Here is a 14,333-nt window from a genome sequence, read left to right on the forward strand (position 1 = left end):
GCATGGCGGAATTTTGTTCCCGACAAATTCCAAGTACCTAAATCCCTTTAGGCAATGCGCGATAGCCGTGACTTTGCTATGGACGGCGAATACACGGCGTTTACGTTCATATCATTAATTACAATTGAGGAGATTGTGTGATTCTCGGGGCGCTGTGGGGTTCCAAGGGGCGGCCGGCGCTTTAATTTGGTAAAGAGCGCCCCTTGGTTGCCGTCACCAACGCGACTTTTTCTTTAGTTATTTAGATTGTTTATTAATTTCTTCAACAGTTCTAATTACAGCTTTTTTTAAAGCGCTGCGCATAACTTCGTTAGTTAATTGATCTAATAATGTTTTATGGAGAACTCCCATACCTTCATTATTGGCCATAGTTGCATCAAATAATTCACGTGTAATTAATTCTTCCCCTAGCTTATTTACTAATGAAAGTGAAAAAGAAACATTTCTATTGCAGTCTAAAGTCCATGCACCATGACAGTTAACATCAAAACTCATAAGGTCTGCAGAAATTAACATTTCTACTTGATTATTTATTGCAATATTACTTAATAGCTTCGCATCACTAGATGCAGGTATTATGTCAATCTTTTTTGCATTTACACCTAAAGATTGAAGCTCATTAATAAAGGCATTTCTTATAAAGTCAGCAACTCTTACAAATTCCTGTCCATCACTTGTCATGCCGATTGTTGCAGGGCCCATCCGCATAACTGCTTTTTCTGCTAATTCATCTTTAACAGTGGCAAGGTTTCTTTTATCTCTCCATTGGGTTACACCAATAGAGTCGATATTTTTAACCTCAACATTTTCAATTGTTTTTTTATGGTATTCCACAGGGAATGAGTTTTGTATAGTACAACCAGATAAAATGGATAAGAAAGCGGCAGTTATAGTGAGTTTCTTTAACATATATTTATTTCCATATAAGGGTAAATATCGCACTTTTACCAAGTGCAAACCTAAAAGCTTTGATTAAGCGCTATGATACACAAATTTTTATGAAAATAAGATCAATACTTTCAAATGGCTAAGTTATATTATAAATTTTATAACTAAAACCGAATTGGCACAGTCTCATCACAATTACCACACACTAATGAGTAACTATCCTTACGCTTACTTGTTTTAGTATGGGCGTTAGAACATTGCGGGCAAGGAGCTTTCATTGGTGTATTTGCACTGCAATTACCGCATTTTACAAAGTAACCATAGCGCCCCGAACGTGGTTGTAAACTGGCTGAGCTATTACACTGTTTACACGTTAAAACTATCTCTTTGCTTAGTGCTACTTCAGGCTCGGTCTGTGCCTCAATAACAGGTTCAATATGCGTTACTATTTGTTGATAGGGCGGTTTAAGTTCATTTATTTGTGTCGTGGTATTTGAATGATTTTGTGAACTAAGTGATATGTTTTTCTCTAAAATAAATTGGCAAATTTTGCCCAGACTTTCTTCGTTAAACCATGGTCTAACGTTAGTGGATAAAAAATGTAAAGCATTAGGTGCCGATGCGGGTAGTTTCATCATTTGTAGTAGTTTATCAGCTATGAATTCTGATTTAACTAACCGCTCTTCTGTTGCTTTTGGGGTGTGATCCCTGTTGATAATTGCATTGCTCGATATTGCACAAACACTTTGCCATTCTCGGCCACCAAAGCCTTGTTGTAGCTTACCAAATATTTTTGGCAGTAATAATGGGGCATTGGCTCGTAATAGGCTTTTTAGTACTGCTAGTTGTAGCTCAACTTGCTTTATTGGTGAGGGCATACCTTGCCAGTTACCACGGTAACTTCGGCTCCATTCTTGATGTTCATTAATCGTTACTTCCCCTGTAATGCTTTTAGATTCGATGAGAATAAAGCCGTAGGTATATACAATAAGGTGGTCTATTTGAGCTGTTTCGTCGTTGTGTTTAAATTTGAGGTCGTTAAATACAAAAACTTGAGGGTGATCTTTAAATGCACGGCGTAAATAAAATGCCACGTCGAGCTCTTGTTTTTGGCCTGCTTGTATTTTTGCAGAGTTACTGGTGGTGAGTATTTTATCTTTTAAAATCATGAGGCTTCCATTCAATCATGCGTGTGGATAGGATATCACTGATGTACCTAATAGCAATACGATTAAGGCTTTAATGTTGATTAGGAAGCTTTAAAGTCATCGACAACGCGACATATAACTAATACTTGCAATTAAAAGCCTAAACGCGAGGTAAACTCTTGCCTACAATTTAAAAGCTAGGCTTTTCGCGTCAGCAAATTAAGTGTTGATAGCTACCTTACCCAATCTATTATTAAATGTCGTATGTTTGCGTTGTTAAGGTGTCGTATATTTGCTATATTTAATACAAGAAACGAGGGTATTTATTATGACAATAGCAAGTAAAGTAACAACAAGAATAAACCGCTCAAAGCGTTATGTTTTTGATCGTGCTGATTTTGCAGATATTGCTGGTTACGACCAAGTTGGCCGGGTATTAAAAAAGCTGGTTGATAATGGTCATTTATTGCGTATTGGTTATGGGCTTTACACTAAAGCGAGAGAAAATCGCATTACGGGTAAGTTAATGCCGGCATCTCCTGCGGGAGCTGATGGTGTTATATTAGAAGCGATTGAAAAGCTAGGTGTTGACTACAAATTTGATGAGTTTTCACAACGTAGTATCAATGGTGAAAGCTTGCAAATTCCAGCGTCTCTGAAAATAATTACAAATAATCGCTTTAAACGCAAAATTGTCGTAAATAATAGTGCTATTAATGCTAATTGATAGTGACCTGTTTTTAGATGTTGCCGATGCTCTTGGTATGGGTAACCCTGCTATTGTTGAAAAAGATTATTATGTTGTTGCATTACTAAAACTACTTTCTGAATTGTCTTTTGATACGCACTTATTGGTTTTTTCTGGTGGTACCGCATTAACAAAGTCGGGCATTAAAACTCATCGAATGTCTGAAGACATTGATATTAAAATCATACCTACAGATGTGTTTGCTAATATTTCAAAAACACAAAAAAGAAAGGCTAGGAAAGAGTTACATCTTCAATTACTTAATGCCATTAGTCTGCACAACTCTTTTTCGGTAGAAAACCGCCCTACTATTTATGATGAATATCGTTATCAACAAATTGATATACGTTATCCTCAAGCACATTCAAAAGTTCCATGCCTAAGGCCGTTTATTAAGTTAGAGCTGATAGAGACCTTGCTTTATGATCAAGTAGTGAGTAGAGATATATGTTCTTTAATGAATGAGGTCACTCAAAAGCCTCCTGAAGTTGCGCTAATGGGGTTTTCGAGTATTAAGAGTACACAAGCGGAAAAGCTAGTCTCTATGTTGAGGCGAACAGCAAGTTTTGCGCGCGATAATATAAGAGATGATGATCCTGCATTAATACGCCATATTTATGATACGTATTATATTCAACAAGCTGGGCTTGCGAGTGCTTCTGACGTAATGTCTTTGGTAAGTAAAGTTATTGCGGAAGACTTAACGCGTTACTCAAACCAACACGCTGAATTTATGAAAAGTCCGATTGCTGAACTGAAGTTTGGCTTAAGCTTACTACAAACCAATACATTATATGAAGAACGCTTTAACCAATATGTAGTACCTATGGTTTATGGCAATAATAGCCTTAATTGGCAGCAAGCATTTGATGTATTTAAGTTATATTGCAATCAAGTGTTAAATAACATAAAGCTTTAGCTGCCGTCGCCAACGCGACATATAACTCAAATTTGCAATTAAAAGCCTAAGCGCGAGGTAAGCCCCCGCCTACAGTTTAAAAGCTGCGCTTTTTGCGTCAGCAAGCCAACGCCTACGGTAATCTATACTTTACTTAAGGGTCTAAAACTAATTCAAATGAGTCATAAGTAAACTTTAGGTTACTTATGGTTTCCTGCCTGATTAATTACAACTAAAAGTAAATTTAATTTGACTTTTAATAGCTGTATTCTAATATAAAGCATATAAGTAAACTATAGTTGACCTTTAATGAGTAACCCCCCTGAAAAAAAAACACTTGGAAGAGTGGTTAAACACACTGAAATGCCTGATTTATCTAAGTCATTTTCGTCAGTGTTACTCGCTGAAGCGATTACTTCAAAGCGAACAGGCATGAAGCTTACGCTAGTTGATGTATCGCAAGTACTAAACATTTCGAAGCCTACGCTGATAAAAATAGAAAAAGGTGATGTTAATGTGCAGTTTTTTAATGTGCTTAAAGTGATGGAGTACTTGGGATTGTCGTTTAGCCTTGTTAGTGATGACGCGTCGCACCACAATAATAAAAAGGTGAATGATGAGCAGTGGTATTAAACAAAATAGATTAGACGTGTTTATTGGTCATACACAGAAGATAGGTGCGATAACCCTTGATATAGGCTCTGAAAATGAAATTTTATTTAGCTATGAGCCTGAGTGGATTAATAAGGGTTTTGCTATTTCACCACACTTACCGCTCAACGGTGATTTTGATTCTCGTGCTGTGCGTAATTACTTACAAAACTTATTGCCGGAGGGTAAAGGCCTTGAAGAAATTATTAGTAGTACGGCTATTTCTAAAAACAATACGTTTGGCTTAATTAAAGTAATTGGCGAGGAAACGTCAGGCGCTTTGTCGTTTAGAGTAAGTGACAGTACTGCAAAACAAACATCTTTTCGTGAAGTAACTAAAGATGAGTTAAGTCAAAAGCTTAAACGCTTTAAACAGGCTGGTGAATCAATCACCCTTTGGGATGGACGAACTCGGCTATCTGTTGCTGGCGTTCAAGATAAGCTCAATTTACTCGAAATCGATGGTAAATTGGGTTTTGGTGAAGGGGAGTTATGTTCCAATAAAATTTTTAAATTTGAAACAGGCACAGCTCCTTTCATTGCCGTAAATGAACTCTTTACTATGTTGTTGGCAAAGGAGTCGGGACTTAATGTTCCCCATGTAGAGTTGCGTACGTATGGCGATACTCGGGTATTTGTAATCGATCGCTTTGATAGGCGTGTTGCACAGGGTCAAAACTATGTATTACGTCGTCATGTTATTGATGGTTGCCAAGCCACTAATCTACCTCCTTCGTATAAATATGAGCGTCAACATGGCGATGAGGGTGATGGTATTTATATTCGAGATGGTGTTTCTTTTCCTACACTGTTTAATATTAAAACAACGAATGTGCAGGCGTATCAGGCGGAGCTTATTCGTTGGATGACATTTAATATTTTAGTGCGTAATTACGATGCTCACGGTAAGAATATCAGTTTTTTTGTTGGTAAAAATGGTTTGGAACTTACGCCGTTTTACGACTTGGTAAATATAGAGGCTATTATTGAGCAAGCAGATATTGGCCGTGATAAGGGTAGCCCGCTAACTAGTATTTCAAGGCATTATGCGATGTCGGTTGGTGAGTATAATTCACAAAGCGCAGGCAACTTTACTAATGAAATCACCGCTTATATGTTAGCTGATTTTGCTGATGAATTTGCTATTTCGCTACCCCGCATGCAACTACTTATGAGCCAAACAGTTGAGTCTGTATTAAAGGCTATTGATGCGGCTAAAGTTGCTGCTGTTAAAAATAAGCTATCTGCTACAGAGTTAGCACACATTGATTTATGTATAAAAGTAATAAATAAAGCAGCAAATGAGCTGAATGCTCAGATAATACAATTACCAAATATGGATGCGTTTATTTGAGTTGATTTTAGTTAATACTTGAATTCAAGAAGAGTGAAAGTTTACTACTTGTGTAATAGCCGCTTAGTTGCCGTCGCCAATGCGACATATATCTCAAATTTGCAATTAAAAGCCTAGGCGCGAGGTAAGCCCCCGCCTACAATTTAAAGGTTTCGGGCTTAGCACAATGAGGCAATTAGCTATACTATTCGCCTCATTGTGTGAGGCGAATAGTAATTGTATGTGCAGTATTAAAGCGAGCAGAGGACTAACTGGAAACTGACCGTGGATTGTTTTTTCTCTAAAGCGCAGCGCCTCATACCCTCTTTGTGAATTTTTTACTGGTTGTTTACTTACTTTAGAGCTTCGGCATAATTTTGCCGAAGCTCTAAGCCCGATTAATACCGGCGGTCGCGATCGTGCGGTTGCTCAAATTGTGTTTTAGGCCCTAGCGGTACTACGCCGGTGGGGTTAATAGTTTTGTGGCTGGCGTAGTAGTGTATTTTGGTGTATTCCAAGTCAATGGTGTCTTTAATGCCCGGTACTTGGTACAGCTCAGTGACATAGTTATATAGGTTAGGGTATTCACTAATTTTTTGCTGATTACACTTAAAGTGGCCATGATACACAGCGTCAAAGCGCACTAAAGTAGTAAATAAGCGCCAATCGGCTTCGGTAATTTGCTCACCAACTAAGTAGCGCTGTGTAGCTAGGCGTTGCTCTAACCAGTCTAGGCTTTCGAATAATGCATGGTAAGCGCTGTTATAAGCACTTTGCGTGGTGGCAAAGCCTGCTTTATATACGCCGTTATTTACCGTGTTGTAAATGCGCTCGTTTACACTGTCTATTTCTGCTCGCAGTGCTTGCGGGTAGTAGTCGTCGGTGTTGCCGGTTAGCTCGTTAAACGCGGTATTTAAAATACGCATGATGTCCGATGATTCGTTATTAACTATAGTATGGTTTTTTTTATCCCATAAAATAGGAATAGTGGCGCGGCCTTCGTAATTGGCATCGGCTTTTAAATATAATTGGTAGGCGTAATCTAGGTTATAAAGCGGATCGCCGTGCTCACCAAATTCCCAGCCATTTTCGAGCATTTCGGGCTTTACTACGCTAAGTGTAATTACGTTTTCGAGTTGCTTTAATTTACGCATTATCATGGTGCGGTGTGCCCATGGGCAAGCTAGCGACACATATAAATGGTAACGTCCCGCTTCGGGTTTAAATTGGCTATCGGCGGCGTTTGAAATTTGTTGGGTAAAGCGGCTTGCTTGGCGCTCAAACTTACCACCAGATTTTTTAGTGTCGTACCATTGGTCAACCCATTTTCCGTCTACGATTAATCCCATTATTAACTCCTTAATTTGCTGTAAATGCATAAACACACACCGCATAGTTATGCGGTGTGTGTTTTAAATAACTAATATTACGCTTTGTTTAAGTTACGGTTAATTACGTTATCAAGTGAGAATTTACCGCCACCTTGGATAACTAAAGCAAGTGTGATTGCTAATAGCGCTAGGCCAAATTCGTAACCGTTGTTGCTCATAAATAAGCCGTTATCAATGTGAGTGGTAAATATAGCCACAACCATAGTGATAGCCAGTACAAAGCTAGCAGGTCTTGTTAGTAGGCCAACAATTAAAAATAAGCCACCAAAAAACTCTGCACTACCTGCCATTAAGGCCATTAAAAACCCTGGTGCTAGGCCAATTGATTCCATCCATTGTCCTGTGCCTTCTAAGCCGTAACCACCAAACCATGCAAATAATTTTTGTGCACCGTGAGCGGCAAAAATAATACCAGCAATAACGCGCAGTGGTACTGCAGCCAGTGATTGTTCAGTTTTAGTGATAACGTTAGCAATATTTTTAATAGTCATAATTATTACCCTTATTGATGTTAAGTAAGTATGTTTAATTGAGTATGTAGCCATTGTAGTTGTTGTTTTGTAATTAAATAACTCCTATTATTTGCTTTATATGTTCAAATAATTTGAACAGTTGTTATTTGGATGAAAAAACCATGAATACACCTCCTATTAGTATTGAAGCGTTGCTGGTGCTTGACGCTATTGAGCATCGTGGCAGTTATGCGGCAGCCGCAGAGCAATTAAATAAAGTACCTTCGGCGCTATCCTACATAGTACAAAAACTAGAAGAGCAATTAAACGTTACTTTGTTTCAGCGTCAGGGTCGTCGGGCTGTGTTGACTCCTGCGGGTAAACATTTACTGACCGAGGGGCGTAAGTTGCTTACGGCGATTAATTCATTATCGGAGCAAACACAAACAATTGCGAATGGCTGGGAGCCAAAAATTCGTATTGCTTTTGACTCGATTATTGATATAAAACCGATATTTACCAGTATAGAGCAGTTTTTAGCAGAGCATGAAAATATTGAAATAGATGTACAAGAACAGGTAATGAACGGCAGCTGGGAAGTACTGATTGAAGACAAAGTTGATTTAGTTATTGGCGCACCGTCGCCAGTGCCAAACCAAAAAGGCATTCGCGCGGTTAAAATAGATGAGTATCAAAGTGTACTTGTGGTAAATAGCACGCACCCGTTAGCAACGCAGCAGCAACCTCTCGATATGAGTAGCCTTGCTCAGTACCGCAGTGTGATAGTACACGACTCTGCAGAGCAAGAAATTCCATGGTCGGCAAATATAATAGAGGGCACCCAGCGCTTTTTTGTTAGCTCTGTTGCGCAAAAAATTGCGGCTATTATTGCAGGTATAGGTATTGGTTATTTACCCAAGCGTTTAATTGAGCAGTATATAGTGTCGGGGCAGTTAGTGGAGGTAAAGCTAACCGAGCAACGACCTTGCCAAGATCTATTTATTGCCTGGAAAATAACTAATAAAGGTAAAGGGTTGCAACGACTTACCTCACTGTTACTACAACCTTAACATTGCGTTTTTTAAAGCTAACAGCCGTGTAAGGCTGTTAGCTAATAGCTGTATTAAATGTAATTTACTACTTAAAAGCTAAGGTAAGCCCTTATTCGTCTAGGCTCTCATCTAGGGTAATTATAATACCAACGGTAATAATACGGTCGCCAACCATTTCACAAATAGTGAGTTTTACGTCATCAAGTTCAATAAAGTCATCTACCTTAGGTAAGCTGTTTAGCGAGGTTTTTAGTACTTGCTCTAGCGTATCGTTTGGTTCAGCAGCAATATGAATATCGTAAGAATAGGCTATGCTGGCCACACTGGTATTGCCTTTAACTCTTAGCTCTTTTGCCGAAAGCTCGGTAATATCTTGATCAATCGTGCTTGAAAAAACACAGTCAACAAACTCGCGGGTATGCGGTTTTAGTACCATAAATAGCTGATCATCTGCCTGTAATAACGTAGAGCCGCGCGGGGCAATAATATTATTATTACGGCTGATCATTGCCATTACTGTGCTATCGGGTAGTGCTAATTGCGATAAACGACGGCCAACAGCGCGTGACATTTTGCCTATGGTGTATTCAACAATATCGGCATCAACATCGCCTAAAGCAGTGATCTCTAACGTGGCTGCGGGAGTCACTGGCGGTGGTAAAGTAAGCTTCAGTTTGCGGGCCATTAAAGCAAGCGTTGAGCCTTGTAGTGTGGCTGAAATTAACACCACAAAAAATACCACGTTAAATATGAGTTCGGCGCCAGGCAGGCCAAACATAAGAGGAAATATTGCTAAAATAATAGGGACTGAGCCGCGTAGGCCAACCCAAGACACTAAGGTGATTTCACGCGCTTTAAAACCAAATAGCGCTAACACCGGAATAACCGCCAAAGGGCGCGCAATAAATATAAGCACTAATGCAATGATCAGTCCCTCAAACCACACATCTAATAACGAGGTTGGGTTTATTAATAAGCCCAACACCACGAACATGGTAATTTGACCTAACCAAGCTAACCCGTCGTGGAATAAAAACGTACTGCGCTGAAACACAAAGCGGCTGTTGCCAATAACCACACCGGTAATAAATACCGCTAAAAACCCGCTACCACCAATGTTTGCGGTAATACCAAATGAGAGTAAACCACACGCAGCAACCAATACCGGATACAAACCGGTAGCAACTAATTGAATTTTATTAATTAATTTAACAGAGATCCAACCCACGGCTAAGCCGACTAATGCGCCTAAGCCCATTTGTGATACAAACATGAGTAACAGGCCTGTGCCTAGCTTCATGTCGTTTACCAGAACCTCTAGTAAGCCTACGGTTAAAAATATTGCCATGGGGTCGTTTGAGGCACTTTCTATTTCGAGGGTGGCTTTTAGTTTGGTGTTTAAATGAATACCGGCATTACGTAGCAGCGCAAATACCGCCGCGGCATCGGTTGAGCCTACAATAGCGCCAAACAATAAGCCTTGTAGTAAAGGAATATCAAGCATGTAAGCGGCAGCAACCCCAGTTACTGCGCTGGTAATTAGTACCCCAAGGGTGGCCAATACGGAGGCGGGTTTCCAGACTTTTTTTATCGCTTTTAAGGGCGTTTGTAAACCGCCATCAAATAATATCATTGCTAATGCGAGCGTACCTAAAGAGTGCGCCGCTGCTGCATTGTCAAAAAATATGCCTCCGGGGCCATCTTCACCAGCGAGCATACCGACCATTAAAAACATTACCAGTACGGGCAAACCGAGACGAGCTGATAATTTACTGGATACAATACCCAGTAAAATTAATACCGCGGCTAACAATATTATTTGATCAATCAAAAACATATATTATTCTCATTTATAGCTAAGGGCTGGGTTAGGTCGTTATTGTAAATTATGCACTAGAGCATGGGATAGTAGTTACTCTGCTGCTAAGTATGAACTGGTTTTCATTTTTTAATAGGTAAAATAATAAGCGATAATAAACATGGGTTTGTTTACACAAAAATGTTTTTAGCTTTTGATATTGTAGCATTATTCTCATTAAATAGGGAGGGCCAGCGTTATAAATAGCAGGTATTAGTAATCTGCTAAAAACTTGCCAAGCTCGGTGTTAAAGGGCCATTTTTAGATGTCATTTTAGCTCGCGCTTTAGGTTTAATATTTACAGTGAGAGTTTTGGTTCAACTTAGTCGCTTTAGTTTTTAACCTTTTAGATTGCTTTTTAAATTTGCACTTTGCCTTTGGCACTATTACCACTTAGTAAAAGTCATTTACACAATGAGGGGATTATTTATTAATGCATAAGAAATATAATGCTCTACTTATTTTTACTAGCACAGTAATCGTATGCCTAGGTTAAGGCGCGAAAGCAGCACAAGTAAAAAGGATCAGGGAAACTTCCTGATTAACTGAATTATTACAGAGGTTTTTATGACGTTATCCCTAACTCCACGCCTAACACAGTTAGCCAATGCTGATTTGATCCAACCATTGGCGCATATTAAAAGGGGTATCGAAAAGGAAGCTTTACGAGTAACTACAGATGGTTTGTTGGCACAAAACCCTCATCCTTATAATTTAGGCTCGGCGCTAACTCATCCTCATATCACTACAGATTACTCAGAGTCGTTATTGGAGTTTATTACCCCAGCAGTTGAAAGTATTGATGACACACTCGACTTTTTACAACAATTGCACCGTTATACTGCCACTGAACTAACCGCGCAAAATATATGGCCAGCAAGTATGCCGTGTGCGCTTCAAGGTAATGATAGTGTGCCTATTGCTCAATATGGTAGCTCGGTGCAAGGACAAATGAAGCACACTTATCGTCGTGGGCTAGATATGCGCTACGGGCGTATTATGCAAAGTATTGCGGGTATTCATTTTAATTTTTCATTACCGGATAGCTTTTGGCAGGGGTATCAAACTCTACAGGGTAACCAAGACTCGCTTGCTGATTTTCGTTCTGCCCAGTATTTTGCGCTGATCCGTAACTTTCGTCGCTATGGTTGGTTATTGCTTTATTTATTTGGTGCATCTCCTGCGTTAAGCCGCTCGTTTGTTGATGGCCGCGCGCATCAGTTAGCCAGTTTGGGCAGCGATACGCTTTATATGCCTTATGCAACTTCGTTGCGAATGAGTGGTTTTGGCTATCAAAACGATGCCCAAGCGAGTTTAAATGTAAGTACCAATAACTTAGCTGAATATAGCCGCGATTTAACACAAGCGCTTCACACGCCACATGCACCTTATACTCGTATAGGGGTTGAGGTAAATGGTGAAAAACGTCAGCTAAACGATAATATTTTACAAATTGAAAACGAATACTACAGCGATATTCGCCCAAAACGTGTTACTCACGCGGGTGAAACACCACTGCAGGCTATGAACGATCGCGGGGTTGAATACATAGAAGTACGTAATCTCGATATTAACCCCATGTTGGCGCTAGGTATTGATGACACTCAAATTCGCTTTTTAGATACATTTTTACTGTTTTGCTTATTACAAGATAGCCCAGAAATTGGCGAGCAAGAACAACAGCGCTTGGCACGCAATCATACCCGTGTGACCGAGCAGGGGCGATGCCCTGATTTACTGCTAGAAACTGCTAATGGTGAGCTTAGTCGCAGTGCTTGGAGCGAACAGCTATTTGCAGAGCTAGACGCTATAGCAGAGTTACTTGATCAAGCTGGTAGCGGCTATAGTGAGGCGATACAACACTACAAGCCATTATTACAACAGCCAGAGCTAACTCCGTCGGGGCTTATGTTGACGCAGCTTGTCGCTAATAATCAGGATCACAGTGATTGGGTAGGGCAGCGCGCCACTGAGCTCACTGCACAATGGAAAAAAATGCCACTGAGCGCAGCACAAAGCGATTACTTTAAACAGCTTGTAAGTTCATCACACGCAGAGCAGCAAAAGTTAGAAGGTAAGGTTTAGCAAAAGAGCAGCTTTTAGGTGTCGGGCTTTAGCTTTTAGATAGATGATACGACCCCGATAAAGTAAACCGCACTAGGGTCGTATCAAGGTCAATACGCCCTATCAAGCTTGGTACTTGGATTTACTTGTAGGTGCGATTAAGCCTCAACCCCTGGCCGAAATTAATAAACCACAACAATAAAAGTAAACCCCAAATGAGCCAATACACTTTTTGAAATTTATATTGACACTTAACTTACCAATGTATAAAACCTTTAACTCTATTCTTTAGTTTGCATATTTTTAGCACGCTGCTCGGCTTCGATCAGGGCTTGAGATTTAGGTTCACGTTTTTTCTCTGCTATTTTAGGTTTTACCGATGAATTTGGATCCCAGCTATCATCCAGCGATAGGTTAGCAAATGGGTTGCTGTTGTCTATTTGCACATTTTGCTCTTTAGGCTCAGCTACTGGTTCTGGCTGTTGGTTTGTATCTGCTTTTATTACAGGCTTTGCTTTACTGCCTGGTAGCGGTGCATCGGGATCGAAAGTACGTACTTCGGGCTCTTTAAATTCGTGCTCGGTATTAAATGAAGTTGCTTGCTCTGTGGTGCTGTTTACAGGGGGGTGTATATTCGTTGTTGGTTGCTGCGCAATAATTGGCTCTGGGCTGATATTGGCGGGCTCAATTGCATTTTGAGCTGGCGTTTGATCATTAATTGCAGCTGGCGCTTGTTGAGTAACCTGTTGCTGGCGCTGCTTTTTAGTAGGCAGTGGTGCATCGGGATCGAACATGCGTACTTCTGGCTCGGCAAAGTCGCTGGCATTTTTTATTCGCTCTAAGGTGTTTTTAGCCGCGGCTTCAAACTCTGCGGTATTGGGCTCTGCTTTTGTTTTTGTTTTGGGTTTTTCATTACTAAATGTTGTATTTGTTGTTTTAGCTACGGTTTCTGGCTCGCTAGTACTTGCTTGTGGTTTTGCCAGCGCGGCATCAATTTGTTGCATTGAAACAGATTCTGCCGCAATTTGTGCTGTTGTCGTATTTTGCGTATTTACGGCGCTAGGGCTTGGCTTAGCTGCCGATTTAACTACTGATTTAGGAGCGGGTGTGGTAACAGCTGGGCTCGTTGGCAGTACTGTTGCCACCTCAGAATTACTTTGTTTAGAGCGGCGCATACGTACTAAAACCATTACGCCAATAAGTACTATTAGCAATAATAATAAGCTAGGTAGCAGTAGTGAGGCGGCGCTTTCGGTGTTTGGTTTTGATACTGGCGTAGGTTTTATATTTGCCGGCTTTTGTGCTGCTGCGATGGGCTCTGCGCTTATTTCTGTCGTGTTTGTCTGTGTACTTTTAGCTGCCGGATTTTTTATATCAGTACTTTTTATATCTGAGCTTTTTACATTAGCAACGGGTTCATCAGTTGTTACTTGGCTTTTTTGGCTAGGGCTTGCTTGTAACTCGGTATTAATACTCGCGGTATTGTCTGTCTCAGAGTGTGTTTTTAAAGGCTCAACAATAGGCGCTTTAACCGGCTCAGTAATAGGCTCGGGCAGTGCCTTCTGCGGCTCTGGATCATTAACAATAGCATGTGGCTTAGGTTTTGACTGAGTTGGTGTTACTACCGGCTTATTGCAATTTTTATTATAGTCGCGCGCGGCATTGCGGTAGCTGCGGCCCGTTTTGTTATTACTGTGCTGCTGCATTTCTTGTTTTATAAGTATGCACATAGCTTGGTTATAGGCTGCGCTATTAAAGCTATAAAATAGGGCAACACAAAGGGTCAGGCGTGTGAGTATTTTTATCATAAAGTTCAGTAGCGCTTAAGCATCAATAGTTTGATTTTAAGC

At 40.2% G+C, this 14,333-nt stretch carries 12 protein-coding genes; 6 read left to right on the forward strand and 6 right to left on the reverse strand.

Features of this window, described 5'->3' with window-relative positions:
* Nucleotides 1–237 precede the first annotated feature (237 nt).
* Nucleotides 238–909: a hypothetical protein gene (locus I6F41_RS04470; RefSeq protein WP_089369052.1), complete on the reverse strand. Its 672-nt coding sequence runs from the start codon at nucleotides 907–909 to the stop codon at nucleotides 238–240.
* Nucleotides 910–1,052: 143 nt separating this feature from the next.
* Nucleotides 1,053–2,057: a nuclease-related domain-containing protein gene (locus I6F41_RS04475; RefSeq protein ID WP_197107764.1), complete on the reverse strand. Its 1,005-nt coding sequence runs from the start codon at nucleotides 2,055–2,057 to the stop codon at nucleotides 1,053–1,055.
* A 307-nt stretch (nucleotides 2,058–2,364) separates the two neighbouring features.
* Between I6F41_RS04475 and I6F41_RS04480 the strand changes: the two genes are divergently transcribed.
* The 4 genes from I6F41_RS04480 to I6F41_RS04495 all read left to right on the forward strand — a co-directional run bounded on the left by I6F41_RS04480 (nucleotide 2,365) and on the right by I6F41_RS04495 (nucleotide 5,687).
* A complete protein-coding gene (locus I6F41_RS04480) occupies nucleotides 2,365–2,763 on the forward strand; it encodes a DUF6088 family protein (RefSeq protein WP_011329741.1) in 399 nt (132 codons plus the stop codon).
* Nucleotides 2,753–3,703, forward strand: a complete 951-nt coding sequence (locus I6F41_RS04485) for a nucleotidyl transferase AbiEii/AbiGii toxin family protein (RefSeq protein WP_041454885.1) — start codon at nucleotides 2,753–2,755, stop codon at nucleotides 3,701–3,703. Before I6F41_RS04480 ends, I6F41_RS04485 begins: the two co-directional genes overlap by 11 nt.
* A 288-nt stretch (nucleotides 3,704–3,991) precedes the next feature.
* Nucleotides 3,992–4,315, forward strand: coding sequence for a helix-turn-helix domain-containing protein (locus I6F41_RS04490; protein WP_231613379.1), 324 nt, complete (start codon nucleotides 3,992–3,994; stop codon nucleotides 4,313–4,315).
* Nucleotides 4,299–5,687: a HipA domain-containing protein gene (locus I6F41_RS04495; RefSeq protein WP_197107886.1), complete on the forward strand. Its 1,389-nt coding sequence runs from the start codon at nucleotides 4,299–4,301 to the stop codon at nucleotides 5,685–5,687. The genes I6F41_RS04490 and I6F41_RS04495 overlap by 17 nt, the downstream gene beginning before the upstream one ends.
* 377 nt (nucleotides 5,688–6,064) lie before the next feature.
* Here the strand turns inward: I6F41_RS04495 and I6F41_RS04500 are convergent, their stop codons facing one another.
* Both I6F41_RS04500 and I6F41_RS04505 read right to left on the reverse strand, forming a co-directional pair.
* Entirely contained in the window at nucleotides 6,065–7,015 is a 951-nt protein-coding gene (locus tag I6F41_RS04500; protein ID WP_197107766.1) for a glutathione S-transferase family protein, read from the reverse strand.
* A 77-nt stretch (nucleotides 7,016–7,092) separates the two neighbouring features.
* Nucleotides 7,093–7,548 (reverse strand): DoxX family protein, encoded by a 456-nt coding sequence (locus tag I6F41_RS04505; RefSeq protein ID WP_058374694.1) that lies wholly within the window; start codon nucleotides 7,546–7,548, stop codon nucleotides 7,093–7,095.
* Between the two features lie 143 nt (nucleotides 7,549–7,691).
* Between I6F41_RS04505 and I6F41_RS04510 the strand changes: the two genes are divergently transcribed.
* Nucleotides 7,692–8,579 carry a LysR substrate-binding domain-containing protein gene (locus I6F41_RS04510; RefSeq protein ID WP_197107768.1) on the forward strand — a complete coding sequence of 296 codons (888 nt, stop codon included), beginning with the start codon at nucleotides 7,692–7,694 and terminating at the stop codon, nucleotides 8,577–8,579.
* Nucleotides 8,580–8,670: 91 nt separating this feature from the next.
* Here the strand turns inward: I6F41_RS04510 and I6F41_RS04515 are convergent, their stop codons facing one another.
* Nucleotides 8,671–10,398 (reverse strand): potassium/proton antiporter, encoded by a 1,728-nt coding sequence (locus I6F41_RS04515; RefSeq protein ID WP_182684222.1) that lies wholly within the window; start codon nucleotides 10,396–10,398, stop codon nucleotides 8,671–8,673.
* A 588-nt stretch (nucleotides 10,399–10,986) separates the two neighbouring features.
* Here I6F41_RS04515 and gshA point away from each other — a divergent pair.
* Complete coding sequence (gene gshA / locus I6F41_RS04520; protein WP_011329747.1) at nucleotides 10,987–12,504, forward strand: glutamate--cysteine ligase; 1,518 nt, start codon at nucleotides 10,987–10,989, stop codon at nucleotides 12,502–12,504.
* A gap of 260 nt (nucleotides 12,505–12,764) precedes the next feature.
* Here gshA and I6F41_RS04525 read toward each other — a convergent pair whose 3' ends face one another.
* Nucleotides 12,765–14,291 carry a cell surface protein gene (locus I6F41_RS04525; RefSeq protein WP_197107770.1) on the reverse strand — a complete coding sequence of 509 codons (1,527 nt, stop codon included), beginning with the start codon at nucleotides 14,289–14,291 and terminating at the stop codon, nucleotides 12,765–12,767.
* Between the last annotated feature and the right edge of the window lie 42 nt (nucleotides 14,292–14,333).

Origin of the sequence: Pseudoalteromonas sp. SCQQ13, assembly GCF_015864415.1 — a bacterium.
GTDB classification, from domain to species: Bacteria; Pseudomonadota; Gammaproteobacteria; order Enterobacterales; family Alteromonadaceae; genus Pseudoalteromonas; species Pseudoalteromonas nigrifaciens.